This window comes from Streptomyces sp. NPDC048417, from assembly GCF_040651615.1.
Lineage (GTDB): Bacteria > Actinomycetota > Actinomycetes > Streptomycetales > Streptomycetaceae > Streptomyces.
Genome location: NZ_JBEZKI010000001.1, coordinates 66455 through 84881 on the forward strand (window position 1 = coordinate 66455; position 18427 = coordinate 84881).

Below are 18427 nucleotides of genomic sequence, written 5' to 3' on the forward strand. Positions count from 1 at the left end.
GCGTCCCGGCCGGGCACCGTGACGAAACGACGGCCACCGGTACGGAACACCGGCGGCCGTGAGCTGAGGAGCCCCCGCCCGATGATCCGTCTCACCGCGGGCCGTGCCACCGTCGTCCTCGGTGCCGGCCTCGCCCTGTCGATCGCCGCCGCCCTGCCGGCACAGGCCGCCGACGTCGCCGAGGCCCAGTGGCTGTCCGACGTCGCCGCCGTCACCGGCCCCGCGCAGAGCTACGTCGACTCCCGTGCCGCCGCCGACACCTCCGGCGCCAAGCTCGCGATCGTCCTCGACATCGACAACACCTCGCTGGAGACCTACTTCGAGGGCGGCATCACCGTCCCCGCCACCCCGCCGGTGCTCGCCCTCGCCCAGGACGCGCACGCCAAGGGCGTCAGCGTGTTCTTCGTCAGCGCCCGCAGCAACCTGTTCAACGCGGTGACCAGGTCCAACCTGACCTCGGCCGGTTACCCCGTGGACGGCCTCTACGCGCGGACCGTCGCACAGCTGCCGGCCGAGTCCATCGCGGACTTCAAGACCTCGCAGCGCAAGGCGATCGAGGCGAACGGCTACGACATCGTCGCCGACATCGGCAACAACACCACGGACCTGTCGGGCGGCTACGCCGACACGACGTACAAGCTCCCCGACTACGACGGCCTGCTGGACTGACGCCCCAGGGGGCGGCGCGCCGCGAGTTCCGCGAGCGTGCGCAGCGCCCCCACCAGCTCGGGCTCGCCCGCCGAGGCGAGCCCGAGCCGTACCGCGTCCGGGGTCCGTTTCGGGTCGACGCGGAAGGCGGTACCGGGCGTGATCCCGATCCCGTGCGCCGCCGCGGCCGCCGCGAAGCCGTCCGCCCGCCAGGGCGCGGGCAACTCCCACCAGGCGAAGTACCCGCACGGATCGGCCCGTACGGCGAACCCGTCGAGCAGCTCGCGGACGAGCCCCTGCCGCCGCCCGGCCTGCGCCCGCTTGGCCGCGACGAGCCGCGCCACGGTCCCGTCCCCGATCCACCGCACGGCCGCCTCCAGCGCGAACGCCCCCGGCCCCCACCCCCCGGACCGTACGGCCGCCGCCACCGCGTCCACCCGGTCCCGCGGTACGACGACGAACCCGACGGTGAGGCCGGGCGCGACCCGCTTGGAGAGCGAGTCGACGACATGGACGAGGCCGGGCGCGAGCGCGGCGAGCGGCGGCTCGGGGCCGGTGTGCAGGAACGACCAGACCCGGTCCTCCACGACCGGCAGTGCCAAGTCGTCCAGGCACCGGACCAGTTGGATGCGCCGCTCGGTCGGCACGGTCAGGGACGTCGGATTGTGCAGGGTCGGCTGGAGGTAGAGGGCGGAGAGCGGGGCGGACCGGTGCGCGGCGCGCACGGACTCGACGACGGGTCCCTGCTCGTCCGTCTCCACCGGGACGAGCGTGACGGAGAGCCGGGCCGCGACCTCCTTGACCAGCGGATACGTCAGCGGCTCGACCCCGACCCGGCCACCCGGCCGGACCAGCGAGGCCAGGGTGGCGGCGACGGCCTGGCGGGCGTTGCCGGTGAAGAGGACACGGTCGGGATCGGGCCGCCAGTCGCCGGTGGCGAGCAGCGCGGCGACGGCCTCCCGGGCCCGCGGGGTGCCGTCGGCGGCGCCGGTGCGCAGCGCGTCGCCGAGCGCGTCGGGCCGCAGCAGGGGAGTGAGGGCGGGGGCCAGCAGCTCCGGCTGCCCGGGCACGGACGGGTAGTTGAGCTCCAGGTTGACGCGAGCGGTGCCGTCCTCGACCAGCGCCCGCCCCTGCGGGGTGACCTCGGTGGCCCGGACGAAGGTGCCGCGCCCGACCTCGCCCACCACCAGCCCGCGCCGCACCAGTTCGGCGTACACCCGCCCGGCGGTCGAGGCGGCGATCCCGTGCCGGCGCGCGAACGCCCGCTGCGGAGGCAGCCGTTGCCCGGCCCGCAACCGCCCCCGCGCGATGTCCAGCGCGATCCGGTCGGCGATCCCCCGAAAGTCGTCCACGCCACGTCCCCCGCCCACATTGCACCGAGGGCAAAGATCTTATTGCACCGAGAAGTTGGCGGCACCTAGGGTCGTCCACATGCCCCCCTTCCTCGCATACGACGACATTGACCCCCAAACCTCGCGCACCCCCTTGCTCCTGATCCACGGCCACCCCTTCGACCGCACGATGTGGCACCCCCAGCGCACCGCCTTCGCCCCCTCCCGCCGGGTCATCGCCCCCGACCTGCGCGGCTACGGGGCCTCCCCGGTCACCCCCGGCCGCACCCCGCTCTCCCGCTTCGCGGCGGACCTGGAGGACCTCCTCGACGCGCTGGACGTGCGGACCTGTGTCGTCGCGGGCCTGTCGATGGGCGGACAGATCGCGATGGAGTGCTACGACCGGTTCGGCGCCGACCGCGTGCGGGGTCTGGTCCTGGCGGACACGTTCCCCGCCCCGGAGTCACCGCAGGGCAGGCGGGCCCGCAACGCCATGGCCGACCGCCTGCTCCGCGAGGGCATGCGGGGCTATGCCGACGAGGTCCTGGAGAAGATGGTCGCGCCCTACGCCCGCCCGGAGGTGAAGGCCCACGTGCACCGCATGATGACGGCCACCGCCCCCGAGGGCGCGGCGGCGGCCCTGCGCGGCCGGGCCGAACGCCCCGACTACCGTCCCCTGCTGACGAAGGTCACGGTCCCGGCGCTGGTGGTGGTCGGCACCGACGACGAGTACACCCCCGTCTCCGACGCCGAGGCCATGCACGCCCTCCTCCCCGACGCCACCCTCCGCGTCATCGACGCGGCGGCCCACCTGCCGAACCTGGAACAGCCGGAGGAGTTCAACCGGGCCCTGGGGGAGTTCCTGGCACGGGTCGACGGAGGATCGTGACGTCACTCCCGTGCCCCACCCGAGCCGACCCGCCCGGAGTCCGAAGGCGCCGGCGCTCCGCCACAGATTTCAGGCCGCCCGGAGTCCGAGAGCGACGGCGCTCCGCCACAGATTTCAGGCTGCCGGAGTTCGAAAGCGACGGCGCTCCGCCACAGATTTCAGGCTGCCGGAGTTCGAAAGCGAAGGCACTCAGCCGTGGATTCCGCCCCCTCCGGAGTTCGAAAGTGCCGACACTCAGCCACAGATTTCGGCCCCTCCGGAGTCCGGTGGCGAGGGAACTCGCACTCAGCCACAGATTTCCTCACCAGCACCGGCGCCGATAATGGGCGTATGTCCCGCGAGTTCCCCATCGGCCTCACGCCTCCCGACTGGCTGGTAAGGAACCTCCGGCCCCAGCAGGCCCCACCCCTCAACTGGCCCGCCCTCGCCCGCGCCGCCCTCGGCATGGCCCTCCCGCTCACCATCGGGCTCGCCGTCGGACAGCCCGCGTACGGCGCGCTCGCCTCCATGGGCGCCCTGTCCGGGGTCATCGGCGACACCGCCGACGCCTACCGGATGCGGATCCTCAACATCGCGGTCCCCCAGCTCTTCGGCGCCGTCGGCGTCACCGCCGGCGCGCTGGTCTACGGCCAGGGCTGGCTGACGGTCGTCGTCATCACCGGCATCGCGCTGATCTCCGGGATGATCTCGACGATCGGCGCGGTCTCCTCCGTCTCCGGCCTCCTCCTCCTGCTCAACTCCGTGATCGGCGCGGGCCTGCCGCTGCCCGGCGCCTGGTGGCTGACACCCGTCCTGATGACCGGCGGCGGCCTGCTGGTCCTGCTGCTCGCCCTGCTGGCCTGGCCGCTGCGCTCGGGCGTACCGGAACGCTCGGCGGTCGCCGCCACCTACCGCACGGTCGCCGACCAGCTGACGGCCATCGGCACCGCCGACGCCGAGGAGTACGACCACGCCCGGCACACCGTCACCCAGTTGCTGAACCAGTCGTACGACCTGATCCTGGCCCGGCGTGCCCGGTACCGCGGCCGCAGCCGGGAACTCACCCGCATGCTGGCCCAGCTCAACGCGATCACCCCGGTGGTGGAGGCCGCCCCCGCCGCCCGGCTCGCCGGAAAGCCGCTGCCGCCCGAGATCGCCGCGGCGGTCCACCAGATCGCCGACGCCATCGACGCCGGCTACACCGGCCCGATGGGACTCGACCTCCCCGAGCCGCGCAACGAGACCGGCCGGGCCGTCGACCACGCCCTGCGGCACGTCGCCGACGTCGCCACCACCCCCGACGTCGACCCGCGCGGCATCGACGACCGCCTCGGCCGCCCCGCCGCCCTCGGCATCCGCACCGCCCGCGCCGCCCGCAACGTCGTGCTGTCCGCCAACTCCTGGCGCTACGGCATCCGCCTCGCCCTGTGCATCGGCATCGCGCAGGCACTGGTGTCCCTGGTCCCGGTCCCGCGCTCCTACTGGGTCGCGCTGACCATCACCTTCGTCCTCAAGCCCGACTTCGGCTCGGTGTTCTCCCGGGCGCTGCTGCGCGCACTGGGCACGGTGGTGGGCCTGGTGGTGGCGGCGACCGTCCTCACCCTGGTCCCGCGCGGCTGGCCGGACGTCCCGGTGATGCTGCTCCTGGCCCCGCTGATCCCCGCCCTCACCCCCCGGGGCTACGGCTTCCAGACCGCCGCGATCACCCCGGTGATCCTGCTCCTCTCCGACGTACTGAACCACCAGGGCACCGGCCTGCTCCTGCCCCGCCTCCTGGACTCCCTGATGGGCTGCGCCATCGCGCTCGTCGCCGGGTACCTGCTCTGGCCGGAGAGCTGGCGCACCCGGGTCGGCGACCGTCTCGCCGACGCGGTGGCGGACACCGCGGACTATGTCGACCTGGCCTTCAAGGAGGGCGCGGACCCGGGCGCCCGCGCCCGGATGCGCCGCCGTCTCTACCGCGACCTGTCCACCATCCGTACGGAGTTCCAGCGCGCCCTGACCGAGCCGCCGCCCACCGGCCGCCGCGCCGCCGCCTGGTGGCCGCTCGTCGTCGCCGTGGAACGCATCGTCGACGCGACGACGGCGGCCCGGGTCCGGGTACGGCACGGAGCACCGCCCCCGCCCCGGGCCGAAGTGGACCAGATCGCCCTGCAACTACGCGAATTGGCGGAGAGCGTCCGCGAGGCGGAGACCCTGGTCGCGGTCCGCACGGACCTCACGGGCCCACCGGACAGCGTCCTGGAACCCCTGCGCCAGGAGGTGGCGGCGGCACGGGCGATCGCGTCCCCGCACGGCTGAGGGCACCGGCGACGACATCGCCTACGCAGGCGTGCGCGCTGGTGATCGGACACCTCGTGGAAACAGGCGTCACCACACCGGAACCGGCAGGTGAGGGCGGAGCGCCCACCGGGATGCGCGGCGTTGGGCGTTTCCCGACGATCGGCAGCAGCTTACGTACTTTACTCTACCCTTGCGATCCCTTGGCGTGAGCGTGACCTCAGGGGCGGGGTCGCCCACGCGAAGAGCCACCGAATGAACGAGGGATGAACCAAGGGGAACCGGAGGGGAGTTGGGGAGGGGCCGGAACTCGACCGCCGTACGCCCGACAGGAGTCATCGACCCTCCCCAAGATCGCAACCTGGGGCCGCTAACCTTACGTGTCCGTCCTGGCCAGCGATTGACGGGTATCAACTCACGCGAAGGGTTGCGCACATGGGCATTCTCACTCTCCTGCGGAACGCATTCGGCCGGTCGCGAAAGCCGCGCCCCGCCGAGGCAGAGGGTGCAGACCAGCTCCCCTCGCAGCCGACGCCGGCACCGGCGCCGAAGCAGGAAACACCGGAACCGGCCACCCCGGCGGTGGTCCCGGAACCCCGCCCCGGGGACACCGACGAGCACGATCTGGTAACGGCTGCTTTCGACAACGTGACCGTCCCGAAGCAGGCGTCACGAACGATCGAACCGGAAATCGAGGTACGCGAGGAGACACCGACCGAGCCGGAGACACCGGCTGAGGCCGTGGCCGAGGTTGAGGCGCCGGCCGAGCCGGAGACATCGGCTGAGGCAGAAGCCTCGGCTGAGGCAGAAGCGTCGGCTGAGCCGGAGTCCGAGCCTGAGGTCGAGGCCGCGCCGGTCGTCACGCCGGACGCCGAAGCCGTACCGGTGGCTGAGGCGAAGGCCGAGGCCGAGACGGCAGCTGAAGTGACTGCGGAGCCGGTGGCGGAGACCGAGGCCGAGGCTGAGGTCGAGCCCGTGGCCGAGGTGGCGGCTGAGCCGGAAGCCGAGGTCGAGCCGGTCGCGGAGCCGGAGGCCGAGGCGGCTGTCGAGTCGGCGCCGCAGTCCGAGGACAAGGCTGAGGCCGAACCGGAGACCGTCATCGAGCCGACGCCGGAGCCCGTCGCCGAGGCGGTGGCCGAGCCGTCGCCCGAACCCGGGCCGGAGGCCGAGCCGGTCGCGGAGGCCGAGTCCGCCGCGACCACCGAGCCCGAGAGCGCCCCGGCCGAGAAGGCCGAGGACGAGCCCGCACCGGCGACCGCCGAGACGAGCACCGCCTCCGAGCCGGAGGTCGAGGCAGCCTCCGAGCCGGAGGTCTCCCAGGAGGCCGAGGCCGAACCGGTCGCCGAAACGTCCGCCGCACCGGCCGCCGAGAGGCTCACGGAGCCCACCCCCGAAGCCACTCCGGAACCCGCCGAAGCCACTTCGACCGCCGCTCCGGAACCCGCCGAAGCCACTTCGGCAGACACCCCGGAACCCGCCGCGGCCGCCGACGGCGAATCCGCCCCGCAGGGGCCACCCGCACCCGACGACGAAACTGTCACGGGTGGCGCGGGCGGGAACGACACCGCCGAAGGCGAAGCCGAGGCCGCCGCCGACAACGACGCCGCGGCGACCGCCCTCGCCAAGGCCGGCCTCGCCGGCACCCACGCCGCCACCTACCTCGTCCTCGACCGCTCCGCGAGCATGCGCGCGTACTACAAGGACGGCTCCGCCGCGGCCCTCGCCGACCAGACCCTCGCCCTCGCCACCCACCTCACCCCGGACGGCGAGACCCCCTCCGTCCACGTCGTCTTCTTCTCCACCGAGGTCGACGGCACCACCGACCTCACCCCGGCCTCCCCCGAGAACGCGATCGACGAGGCACACGCCGGCCTCGGCCGCATGGGCCGCACCAGCTACCACGCCGCCGTGGAAGCCGTACTCGCCCACTACGACAAGAACGCCACCCCCGGCGCCCCGGCCCTCGTCGTCTTCCAGACCGACGGCGCCCCCGACGCCAAGACCCCCGCCACCCAGTCCCTGACCGACGCCGCGAAGTCCCACCCCTCGCTGTTCTTCTCCTTCGTCGCGTTCGGCGAGCACGAGAACAAGGCCTTCGACTACCTCCGCAAGCTGAAGACCGACAACACGGCCTTCTTCCACGCGGGTCCGACCCCCCTGGAACTCACGGACGCGGAGCTCTACGACGGCGTCCTGATCGACTGGCGCCCGTAGCACCTGCCTCTCCCGTGCCGCCCGCTTCTCATCCCGTAAAACGGGAAGCGGGCGGCATACACATGTCGGCTACGATTTCAAGGTTCGCAAAAGCAGCAACAAAACCGACCTGGGAGCAGCCCCCGATGGCTCGACACCTCATCACCAGCGCCCTTCCGTACATCAACGGGATCAAGCACCTGGGCAACATGGTGGGGTCCATGCTCCCGGCGGACGTGTACTCCCGGTACCTCCGCCAGCGCGGCCACGACGTGCTCTACATCTGCGCGACGGACGAGCACGGCACCCCCGCCGAGCTCGCTGCGAAGGAGCAGGGCCTCCCGGTCGACGAGTTCTGCGCCCAGGCGCACGACGCCCAGAAGGCGGTCTACGACGGCTTCGCACTCGCGTTCGACTACTTCGGCCGTTCCTCCTCCGCCGAGAACCGCGAGATCACCCAGCACTTCGCCCGCCGGCTGAACGAGAACGGCTTCATCGAGGAGCGGGCGATCCGCCAGGTGTACTCGCCGGTCGACGGGCGTTTCCTCCCGGACCGCTATGTCGAGGGCACCTGCCCGCACTGCGGCTACGACAAGGCCCGCGGCGACCAGTGCGAGAACTGCACCCGCGTGCTGGACCCGACCGACCTGATCAACCCGCGCTCGGCGATCTCCGGCTCCACGGAACTGGAGATCCGCGAGACCAAGCACCTCTTCCTCCTCCAGTCCAAGCTCCAGAACGAGGTCGAGGAGTGGGTCTCCCGCCACGAGGACGTCTGGCCGCAGCTCGCCTCCTCCATCGCCCGCAAGTGGCTGACCGAGGGCCTGCACGACCGGGCGATCACCCGTGACCTGGACTGGGGCGTGCCCGTCCCGGCCGACACCTGGCCGGAGCTGGCGGCCGAGGGCAAGGTCTTCTACGTCTGGTTCGACGCCCCGATCGAGTACATCGGCGCGACAAAGGAGTGGGCCGACCAGGACCCGGAGAACCGCGACTGGAAGTCGTGGTGGTACGACGTCGACACCGCCGTCCGCTACACGGAGTTCATGGCGAAGGACAACGTCCCCTTCCACACGGTGATGTTCCCCGCCACCGAACTCGGCGTGCGCGAGCCGTGGAAGAAGGTCGACTACGTCAAGGCCTTCAACTGGCTGACGTACTACGGCGGCAAGTTCTCGACCTCGCAGAAGCGCGGCGTCTTCACCGACCAGGCCCTGGCGATCCTCCCCGCCGACTACTGGCGCTACTTCCTGATCGCCAACGCCCCCGAGTCCGACGACTCCTCCTTCACCTGGGAGCACTTCACAGCCACGGTGAACAAGGACCTCGCCGACACCCTCGGCAACTTCGTCAACCGCGTCCTGTCCTTCTCCAAGAAGCGCTTCGGCGAGGAGGTCCCGGCCGGCGGCGAGCCCGGCGAGGCGGAGGCGAAGCTGGGCGAGGAGATCTCGGCCCTCCTCGCCGAGTACGAGTCGCAGATGGAGTCCCTCCAGTTCCGCAAGGCCGCGGCGGCCCTCCGCGCCCTCTGGTCGGCCGGCAACTCCTACCTGGAGGAGAAGGCCCCCTGGCTGGAGATCAAGACAGACAAGGACGGCGCGGCCCTGACCCTGCGCACGGCGATGAACCTGATCCACCTCTACGCGGTGGTCTCGGAACCCTTCATCCCGGCGACGGCGAAGACGATGCGCGAGGCGTTCGCCCTCACCGGCACTGCGTCTGATCAAAAGCGTGCGACCTGGGTCACCGCCGCCGAGGCGAAGTCCCTGGCCGCCGTCCCCGCCGGCACCCCCTTCACGGTCCCCCCGGTCCTCTTCGCCAAGCTCACGGACGAGGACCTGGAGACGTACAAGGAGCGGTTCGGCGGCACCACCGCGTAAGCCCCGCGCGCACCAGCGCACCACCGCACCCCCGCGCCACCGCGCACCGCGCACCGCCGAAGGCCCGGCGGGAGGACCCCCCTCCCGCCGGGCCTTCGGCGTGAGGTAAGCCCCAGGAAAGAGACCGATCAGACTCTTACCTCTCCTTCACCATGCGTTTACTTCCGGGATATCGTGCCGTTCGTGAAACGCATCCTGATCCGTTCCGGGAAGAGCCCGTTCCGTGTCGCCACTCCGGCGGAGTTCATCCACCAGGACCTGATCGGGACGAATACCGGAAATCTGCTCTTCAGCGACTCGGCCCACAAGATGCTGACCGCCCCGGACACCGAGGTGACGTCCAACGGCATCCGCACCGACCCCTCGGCCCACCGGGCCGCGGAGATCAACGAGCAGTACGACGCCTTCGTCATCCCGCTCGCCAACGCCTTCCGCCCGACCTTCCAGACCTCCCTGGACCGGCTCACCACGCTGATCGAGCAACTCACCATCCCGGTCGTGGTGTTCGGCGTCGGCGCACAGGCCCCCGCGGACTACGACACCGGGTGGCTGAAGCCCATGGCGGACTCGGTCCGCCGCTTCGCCCGCGCCGTCCTGGACCGCTCCGCGTCGATCGGCGTACGCGGCGAGCTGACCTCGGACTACCTGAAGAGCCTCGGCTTCAACGACATCGACATCATCGGCTGCCCGTCGATGTTCCTGTACGGCGACACCTTCCCGGAGATCCGGGCCACGGAGCTGGGCGCCGGCTCATGCATCGCCCTCAACCTCTCGCCGGACGCGATACCCGTCGGCGACATAGCGGGCCTGGCCCGGCACGCGTGGGAGCGCTACCCCCACCTCACCTACTACGCGCAGAACACCGTCGACGCGGAACTGCTGATGTGGGGCGACACCTCGCCGGAGTCCGGGCACACGGACCCCTTCCCGCTCCAGCTCAGCCACGCCCTGCTCCAGGAGAACAAGGTCCGCATGCCGCTGGACCCCGCCACCTGGATCGACGAACTGCGCGGCTACGACTTCGCCTACGGCACGCGTATCCACGGCAATGTCGCCGCCCTGCTGGCCGGCACCCCGAGCGTGGTCCTCACGCACGACTCGCGCACCCTCGAACTGTGCCGCTACTTCGACATCCCGCACCGCCCGCTCACCGAGCTGGACGCCGGCACCGACCCGCGTGACCTGTACGAGGACGCCGACTTCTCCGCCATGGTCAAGGGCCACGGCGAGCGCTTCGAGCGCATGATCGCCTTCCTCGACCGCAACGACCTGCGGAACACCTACACCCACGGCGACGGCGGCGCCGCCTTCGACGCCCGGCTGGCCGCCCTCGACCTGCCCGCCTCGATGCCGGTCTGGGACGGCGGGGACGACGGCCAGATGCGGTACCGGATCAGCCGGCTGCGGGAGCGGATCACCGCGGCGGACACGAAGGCCGCCCGGCACGCCAAGGAGAACAAGGAACTGCGCAACCGGCTGGCCACCGCCGAGAAACACGCGGCCGAGACGACCCGCCGGCTCGACGCCCTCCGCAAGGAACTGACGGCCGCCACCCAGCAGCTGTCCGCCGTGGAGCGCCGGGTCTCCGGCATCGACAAGCGGGTACTGGTCCGCCTGGGCCCGGCCCTGCGCCGCCGGGTGCACCGCCCGAAGCCCCAGCCCCCGAAGCCCCAGTCCCCGAAGGACTGACCACCGCCCCGCACGCCCGTCCCCCGGCCCCGGCCCCCGGATCCTCCGCACGGATCCGGGGGCCGAGCGCTGCTCAGCTCGCGGTGAGCGCCCCGGCGCCCGCCGTCTTCGCCAGCTCCGTCGGCAGGTTCCCGGCGCTCGGCTCCAGGCCCGCCGTCAGCGTCGGCGTCCAGTTCACCGTCGTCCTGATCTTCTTCGAGTTCGCGGCGTTGTAGGCGGCGACGAGGTCGGTCGTCGTGCCGTTGACGAGGTTGCCGCTGCCCGCGACCGAGCCGGTGCCGTCGCCGCTGAGCAGCTTGGAGGTCTTGATGGAGCCCGGCACCGTCCAGTAGTTGTTCTGGGCCACGACCTGGGCCTTCGCGCGGGAGTTGATGCTGTACTGCAGCGCGTAGCCGTTGAGGGTCGTCACGTCGTAGTAGTTGTTGTAGAGGTGCACCTGACCGACGCGGGTCAGCGGGGCGCGCTGGACGACGCCCTTCCAGACGTTGTGGTGCAGGGTGACGCGCAGCTTGCCGCCGGGCTCGCTGTCGCTGCTGCCGATCAGCATCGTCTTGTCGTGGCTGGTGAACTGGTTCTGCTCCACGGTCACCAGGTCCGAGCTCTTGGTGATGTCGAGTTCGCCGTCGTGGACCTGGTACTCACGGCCGTAGTACTTCGGGTTGGTGCTGTCGAAGTGCCCGGCGTCGCTGAACGTGTTGTGGTCGGCCCAGACATGGGTGGCGCCGCGCAGGGTGACCGAGTCGTACGCGGAGTTCCAGTTGCCGTCGTCGCCGTCGGTCGGATCCCACTGCGGGAAGCAGTCCTCGGTGTCGGAGAAGGTCAGGTTGCGGACGATGACGTTGTCGACGCCCTGGATCTGGAGCATGCCGCCGGTGATGCCGGCCTTGGTGCCGGGCACGCCGACGATCGACGTGTTGGCCGGCACCCTGAAGACGATGTTCTTCGCCTGCGCGGCCTGCGCGGCGGCCCGCGCCTTCTCCTGCGTCCCGGAAGGCAGCTTGGACCGGCCGTACGTCGACGGGTCGAAGGCCTTCAGGTAGGCCGACAGCGAATACCCCGTCCCCGCCGCGTAGTCGGCGCAGGTCAGCTTCTTGCCGGAGTCGTCGGTGTCGGCGTCGATGGTGCCCTTGACCTTGATGACGCGCGGCGTGGTGTCGGACGTCGACCCCAGCGCCTTCACCAGCTGGGCGCGGGTCGAGACGGTGAAGGTGTGCGCGGAATCGGCCTTCGCACCGCCGGTCGTACCGGAACCGGAGGACGCCCAGCCGTCCTTGGCGGCGAGCGTCCGGTGGTAGAGGTCGGCGCCGGACGCGTTCGCGTCCAGCACGAGCGCACCGGCACCGACACCGGCGGCCACGACGGCGGCGGAGACGACGAGGGTACGTCGCGTACGGAGAGACCGACGGTGAGAGGCAGAGGCCACGGGGAGTCCTTACTTACTTCCGAAGTGCTGGGGACGGGCCCGCTGGGGCGGGCCTCACTTCTCTGTGGTCACGGAGATCAAAAAAGTTGCCGTCACCTTCTCGGCCGTGAACAGCCGAGCTTGTGCGCTCGGTCGTTCACACCTCGTCGCGCTCCCGACTGCCCCTACGACGGGACGGTCACGGGTCGCATCCACCCTGCCCCCGGCAGCCATCAGGGGGAGGGTGCGGGTGCGGTGACGAACACCCACGCCGAGCGTGCGCGATCGCGCACGTTGACCCCGGCGACGACATCGACCGGGCCAGCGAGCCCGTGGCATGCCGCTTCTCCTTGCCCGCACGGCGTGCGAGGCGACGGGTGGCCGATCGGTCTGCTTCCGCTGGAGTTCGGCGCGCCCACGGGTCTGCCAACGCCGATAACGGCCCAGCCGACGCCCCTGGTAGTTGGTGCCGTCGCTGGTCGTGGCCAGATTCACGACGCCCCGGTCCACCCCGATCCAGTCGACCGGCTCGTACACCTGTGGATCCGGCAGCTCGCAGGTCGCGATCAGGAACCACATGCCTCCGCGCCGGACAAGGTCGCTCTCGCCCCTGCGGTGCGCTACGAGCATCTTGAGCTGATCCGGCGAGCGGGAGAACCGGATGCCCTTCATCCGCCCGTCCACGGTCCAGATGGAGACAGTGTGCGCGTCGTACTGCCAGGACAGGCAGCGGTCGTCGAACGGTTGGGCCGCCTCTGGACGGAACACGACAGGAGCGCCGACGGCCTCGCGGTACCGCCTCGAGGTGGGCGAACCCAGGTTGCCGGCCCGGAGATTGGCCTTCAGGACCGTGCAGGCGTCGACAACCTTTTCCACCACCCGCACCGCTGGCGGCGACCACCGCACACACACCCGTGATTCATGTTCGCAATCACTACGACCAGCGGCCAATGGAGCGGTTGTTTCGCATGCGCGGTTCTGTCGGGCAGTCACGCGGAAGCTCGGCGCCGCAATCACTGCAGGAGGCGGGTACTCTGCTGCGAGAACGCCGTGGCATCCTCGGCAGAATCAAGTGAATGTTTGGGCGGGGTGAGGCCCCGGCCCCTGCATGTCCCCGACACATCCGTATGGTTTCGCCATGACCCCTGAGCTCATCCCGATCGCCTATGAGCCGCACGGCCGTACCGAGGCCATCGGTCACTACACCGGCGGACAGTTCCTGGCGTCGGTCACGTACGCGTTCCCCGAGGGGTTCCGGCTCGACGAGGGCTGGGAGGAGCAGAAACGGCTCTACTCGGTGCTGCATCTCTTCGACGCGGAGGGCCACTACCGCGACTCGCAGATCTGGTGCGCGGGCAGCTGGGCCGAGCAGCGGCGCGAGCCGGACGGCGCCGGTTCGGTGCTGGCGCGGGCCCGCGCACACCTGGCGAACATGCTGCGCAGCCTGCCGAGGCGGACGTACACGGACATCGCGATACGCCCGTTCCAGCTCACGGTGGACGGCGTCTTCTTCGGGCTGGTGGCGAAGGACGACGAGGACGGGGGGTGGGCCGAGCTCTACCCGGACCACCTGGGCTTCGGTGAGCCCTGGGACGGCCGGTACGACACCTGACACCCCACCGCCAGGCCAACGGCTGGTAAAGTCCGCTCACTTGTCGCCCGACCTGCACCGCTCCGCCTGATCCCCCGGGACAGCTGCGATGGCAAGCGGTCGTTCGGAGTGCGAGTCGGGGAATCTACAGGGGGGTAACTCATGCGCAGATGGGGTGCTGCCGCGTTCGTGGCCGCGTCTCTGGTCGGTGGCGTGCTGCTGCCGGCCGTCCCGGCCGGCGCCGTACACGGCGCCGTACCGGGTGACTTCAACGGCGACGGCTACCGCGACGCGGTCCTGCCCGCGCCGGGCGCGAACGTGTCCGGCAAGGAGGGCGCGGGCGCGGTCGTCGTACTGTACGGCTCCGCCTCGGGGCTGTCGACGAGCCGCCGTAAGACCATCACCCAGAACACCGCGGGCGTGCCGGGCGCCAGCGAGACCTACGACGCCTTCGGCGCCGCCACCGCCACCGCCGACCTGAACCGGGACGGTTACGCCGATCTGGTGGTCGGAACGCCCGACGAGGACACCTCGAAAGGCACCGACTCCGGTGCGGTGACCGTGCTCTGGGGCAGCAGGAGCGGTCTGACGAGCGGCACGGACCTGCCCTCGCCGTTGTCCTCGACGTACCGCTACGGCGAGGACGTCGCCGCGCTCGGGCTCGGATCCGGGTGGAGGACGCGGGTCGCGGTCAGCGCGATGGACTCGACCGTGTACTTCACCGGACCGTTCACCCGGAGCGGCACGTTCGGGTCGGCCGTGGACAACGAGGGCACCTTGTCCCCCCTGTCCGTGGCGCTCGGTGACTTCGACGGCGACGCCGCACCGGACCTGGCCTCCGCCACCTTCCGGGAGCCCGCCCTGACCGGCGGCAACCTCTACGTGAATCCCTGGCACGACAACGAGCTGCGGGGCAACGGCCTCATCGTGGCCGCCGGCGACGTCAATGGCGACGGCTACGCCGATCTCGTGGCCGGCGACCCGGACGAGCCCGAGAAGGCGGGTGTGGACGGCGCGCCGGGTGGCCGGGTGCTGGTCTGGTACGGCTCGAAGGCGGGTATCGCGACCGACGCGGAGCCCGTCCAGATCACCCAGAACACCGCGGGCGTCCCCGGGGCGAGCGAGAAGGACGACGGTTTCGGCGGGGCCCTCGCCGTGGCCGACCTGAACCGGGACGGCCGGGCGGACATCGTGGTCGGGTCGCCGTTCGAGGATCTCGCCAGGAACAGGGCCGGCCAGGTCACGGTCATCCCCGGCCGCGGCAGTGGTGCGCTCGGCACCGGCTCGTACTCCTTCTCCCAGGACACCGCGGGGGTGCCGGGTGCCGCCGAGACCGACGACTTCTTCGGTACGACGGTCTCGGTCGGTGACATCGACAAGGACGGCAGGCCGGAGCTGTTCGTCGGTGCGGCGGGCGAGAACAACTCCACCGGAGCCGTCTGGGTCTTTCCCGGCGGCTCCGCCCGGCCGACGGCCACGGGCAGCCGCGTCATCACGCCGAATGCCGTCGGCCTCACCCAGCAGTGGGGCACCATGCTGGGTGGCGACGGACTGCTCTCGGTGATCTGAACGCACCGGAGGCGCCCGGGGTCTCCTTCATGGGTCCCGGGCGCTCGCGTCATGGATGGCTCACCGGTGTCCCACCGATGTCAGCCGTTGCTCGTCTCGTCCGGTTCGACGCCCAGGGTCAGATGGCCGCGGACGCCCCGGGCGATGTGGTGGCGGTCGTACCTGAGGTAGAGCAGGCCGCCCTCGTGCCCGTTGTCCGGGTAGATGCTGTCCCCGTCGAGGGTGGTGCGGGTGGTGGTGTTGCTCGCGTACGGCTCCACCTCGGCCGACAGCAGCACCGACTTCTCGTCGAAGAACAGCTGGCCCGTGTGGCAGGTGTGGCCGCCCTCGTACCCGGCGTCCGTCCATTCGCCGTCCACGTGCACCTTGACGTGGATGTGGACGCACCGGCCCTGGTACCAGCCGGGGAAGACGGTCCTGAAAGTGACCTGCCCGTGCCGGTCCGTGTGCCAGGTGCCGCGCAGGTAGCGGGTGTCGTCGGTCGGCTCCTGGTGGCCGCCGCCACCGCCGGGCGGGGGGCCGGTGGGGGTGCCGGTGGGCACGTCGGTCGGCGGGGGGCCGGTCGGCGGGGTGCCGCCGCCACCGCCGCCGCTGCCCACCTCCTCGTACCCGGAGTAGACGCCGGACGCGTTGCAGTGCCAGATGTCCACGGCCGCGTTCCTGAGCGGCCTGCAGGTCTCCGCGTCGATCACCTTGAGGGTGAGATGCAGCGGGATGCCCTCCTGGTCCTCGGTGACGTCCTGGCGGAGCTTGTCGGCGTCGATGTAGTACGGGCCCTCGACCAGTTCGGACGTGAGCGTGTAGCAGGCGCCCGCCGAGGACGAGGGCGAGGCCGCGGCTTGGGTGCCCTGCTCCGCGGCGGTGCCGTCGCTCGCGGCGAAGGCGCTGCCGACGCCCACCGCGGTCACGGCCACGCTGCCCGCCGCCAGGACCGTACGGCGGGCCAACTTCCTTCTCTCTTCCGGGGATTGAGCATCAGTGGGGGCGTGGGTGTCTGTCATGGTCAGGGACCGTAGACAAGCCGGAGCCGGTGGGAACATCGGAGCGAGCTGTGAATCGCGGTGCGCAGGCGAAAGGCTCGAAACCGACGCCGGTTTCGAGCCTTTCCTTCAGCTGTGCTGCTTCTGTACGCCTTACTTCGGCTGCGGCTTCCGGATGGTCAGGTGCAGCTCGCGCAGCCGGGTCTCGTCCAGCTCGGTCGGTGCGCCCATCATCAGGTCCTGGGCGTTGCCGTTGAGCGGGAAGGCGATGGTCTCGCGGATGTTGGGCTCGTCGGCGAGGAGCATCACGATGCGGTCCACGCCCGGGGCGATGCCACCGTGCGGCGGGGCGCCGAAGCGCAGCGCGCGCAGCATGCCGGCGAACTCGCGCTCGACGGTCTCCTCGTCGTAGCCCGCGATGCCGAACGCCTTGAGCATGATGTCCGGCTCGTGGTTCCGGATCGCGCCGGAGGACAGCTCGACGCCGTTGCAGACGATGTCGTACTGCCAGGCCAGGATGTCCAGCGGGTCCTGGGTCTCCAGGGCCTCCATGCCGCCCTGGGGCATCGAGAACGGGTTGTGCGAGAAGTCGATCCGGCCGGTCTCCTCGTCCTTCTCGAACATCGGGAAGTCGACGATCCAGCAGAACCGGAAGACGTTCTCCTCGAAGTGCCCGGCGCGCTTGGCGGCCTCGACCCGCACCGCGCCCATGATCTTGGAGACCTCGTCGAACTCGCCCGCGCCGAAGAAGACGGCGTGACCTGCGGCCAGCTGGAGCCGCTTGGTCAGCTCGGCGACGTTCTCCTCGGTGAGGAACTTGGCGATCGGGCCGGTGAGCGTGCCGTCCTCGGTGACGCGGACCCAGGCCAGGCCCTTGGCGCCGAGGGAGACGGCGAAGTCACCGAGCTGGTCGAAGAACTTGCGGGGCTGGTCCTGGACCGCCGGCACCGGCAGCGCACGGACGTGCTTGCCGGCGAAGGCCTTGAACTCCGAGCCCTCGAAGATGTCGGTGATGTCGACCAGCTCCAGCTGGGCGCGCAGGTCCGGCTTGTCGGAGCCGTACTTCAGCATCGCCTCGCGGAACGGGATCCGCGGGAACGGCGAGGTGACCTCGTGGCCGCCGCCGAACTCCGTGAACAGCTCGGTCATCAGCTGCTCGATCGGGCGGAAGACGTCCTCCTGCTCGACGAAGCTCATCTCGACGTCGAGCTGGTAGAACTCGCCGGGCGAGCGGTCGGCGCGGGCGTCCTCGTCGCGGAAGCAGGGCGCGATCTGGAAGTAGCGGTCGAAGCCGGAGATCATCAGCAGCTGCTTGAACTGCTGCGGGGCCTGCGGCAGGGCGTAGAACTTGCCCGGGTTCAGGCGGGACGGCACCACGAAGTCACGGGCGCCCTCGGGGGAGGTCGCGGTGAGGATCGGGGTGGCCATCTCGTTGAAGCCGAGGGCGACCATCTTGTGGCGGATGGCCGAGATCACGGCCGTGCGCAGCATGATGTTGCGGTGCATGCGCTCGCGGCGCAGGTCCAGGAAGCGGTACTCCAGGCGCCGCTCCTCGTTGACCCCGTCCTCGGTGTTGATCGTGAACGGCAGCGGGGCGGCCGCGCCGAGCAGCTCGACCTCGCCGACCTCGACCTCGACCTCGCCGGTGGGCAGGTCGGGGTTGATGTTCTCGGTTCCACGTGAAACAACGCGGCCGTCGACCCGGACGGTGGATTCCTTGGAGAGCTTGTCCAGGGCCTCGTACGCCGGGGTGCCGGGGCGGGCGACGAGCTGCGTGATGCCGTAGTGGTCGCGCAGATCGATGAAGAGGATGCCGCCCAGGTCGCGCCGATTGTGCAGCCAGCCGCTCAGCCGGACGTCGGTGCCGACGTCAGAGGCGCGGAGCTGGCCGCAGGTGTGGGACCTGTACCGATGCATCGTCGGGTGTTCCTCTTCTTCGTGGTCTGCCGAGGTGCTCTCCTCGACCGGCACCGAGCCATGGTGCCCGGACCCATCAAGG

Annotated in this window: 13 protein-coding genes; 8 read left to right on the forward strand and 5 right to left on the reverse strand. The window is 70.8% G+C overall.

Translation table 11 applies throughout. The annotated features are described in order from the left end of the window. Nucleotides 1-81: 81 nt before the first annotated feature. On the forward strand, nt 82-669 hold the full coding sequence (locus AB0D59_RS00315) for an HAD family acid phosphatase (protein WP_362558893.1): 588 nt from the start codon (nt 82-84) through the stop codon (nt 667-669). Here the strand turns inward: AB0D59_RS00315 and AB0D59_RS00320 are convergent. Further along, nucleotides 648-2000, reverse strand: coding sequence for a PLP-dependent aminotransferase family protein (locus AB0D59_RS00320; RefSeq protein ID WP_362558896.1), 1353 nt, complete (start codon nt 1998-2000; stop codon nt 648-650). The genes AB0D59_RS00315 and AB0D59_RS00320 overlap by 22 nt on opposite strands. A 79-nt stretch (nt 2001-2079) precedes the next feature. Here AB0D59_RS00320 and AB0D59_RS00325 point away from each other — a divergent pair, with 79 nt between their 5' ends. The 5 genes from AB0D59_RS00325 to AB0D59_RS00345 all read left to right on the forward strand — a co-directional run bounded on the left by AB0D59_RS00325 (nt 2080) and on the right by AB0D59_RS00345 (nt 10886). Continuing rightward, nucleotides 2080-2868, forward strand: a complete 789-nt coding sequence (locus AB0D59_RS00325) for an alpha/beta fold hydrolase (RefSeq protein ID WP_362558899.1) — start codon at nt 2080-2082, stop codon at nt 2866-2868. A 330-nt stretch (nt 2869-3198) separates the two neighbouring features. Further along, complete coding sequence (locus AB0D59_RS00330) at nt 3199-5148, forward strand: FUSC family protein (protein WP_362558902.1); 1950 nt, start codon at nt 3199-3201, stop codon at nt 5146-5148. 414 nt (nt 5149-5562) lie between these two features. Next, nucleotides 5563-7341 (forward strand): VWA domain-containing protein, encoded by a 1779-nt coding sequence (locus AB0D59_RS00335; protein WP_362558905.1) that lies wholly within the window; start codon nt 5563-5565, stop codon nt 7339-7341. 125 nt (nt 7342-7466) lie between these two features. After that, complete coding sequence (gene metG, locus AB0D59_RS00340) at nt 7467-9197, forward strand: methionine--tRNA ligase (RefSeq protein WP_362558908.1); 1731 nt, start codon at nt 7467-7469, stop codon at nt 9195-9197. Nucleotides 9198-9380: 183 nt separating this feature from the next. Then, the gene (locus AB0D59_RS00345) at nt 9381-10886 is read left to right on the forward strand and encodes a polysaccharide pyruvyl transferase family protein (protein ID WP_362558910.1); all 1506 of its coding nucleotides are present in this window, start codon (nt 9381-9383) and stop codon (nt 10884-10886) included. Nucleotides 10887-10959: 73 nt separating this feature from the next. Here AB0D59_RS00345 and AB0D59_RS00350 read toward each other — a convergent pair whose 3' ends face one another. Together AB0D59_RS00350 and AB0D59_RS00355 are read right to left on the reverse strand one after the other, a co-directional pair. Continuing rightward, nucleotides 10960-12309: a polysaccharide lyase family 1 protein gene (locus AB0D59_RS00350; RefSeq protein WP_362558913.1), complete on the reverse strand. Its 1350-nt coding sequence runs from the start codon at nt 12307-12309 to the stop codon at nt 10960-10962. A 54-nt stretch (nt 12310-12363) separates the two neighbouring features. Beyond that, nucleotides 12364-13164 (reverse strand): hypothetical protein, encoded by an 801-nt coding sequence (locus AB0D59_RS00355; RefSeq protein ID WP_362558916.1) that lies wholly within the window; start codon nt 13162-13164, stop codon nt 12364-12366. Nucleotides 13165-13426: 262 nt separating this feature from the next. Between AB0D59_RS00355 and AB0D59_RS00360 the strand changes: the two genes are divergently transcribed. Beyond that, nucleotides 13427-13900: a hypothetical protein gene (locus AB0D59_RS00360; protein WP_362558918.1), complete on the forward strand. Its 474-nt coding sequence runs from the start codon at nt 13427-13429 to the stop codon at nt 13898-13900. Between the two features lie 141 nt (nt 13901-14041). Beyond that, a complete protein-coding gene (locus AB0D59_RS00365; protein WP_362558921.1) occupies nt 14042-15448 on the forward strand; it encodes an FG-GAP-like repeat-containing protein in 1407 nt (468 codons plus the stop codon). 80 nt (nt 15449-15528) lie between these two features. Here the strand turns inward: AB0D59_RS00365 and AB0D59_RS00370 are convergent, their stop codons facing one another. Both AB0D59_RS00370 and aspS read right to left on the reverse strand, forming a co-directional pair. Next, a complete protein-coding gene (locus tag AB0D59_RS00370; protein ID WP_362558924.1) occupies nt 15529-16449 on the reverse strand; it encodes an intradiol ring-cleavage dioxygenase in 921 nt (306 codons plus the stop codon). A gap of 132 nt (nt 16450-16581) precedes the next feature. Then, nucleotides 16582-18345, reverse strand: a complete 1764-nt coding sequence (aspS, locus tag AB0D59_RS00375) for an aspartate--tRNA ligase (protein WP_362558927.1) — start codon at nt 18343-18345, stop codon at nt 16582-16584. Nucleotides 18346-18427: the final 82 nt, after the last annotated feature.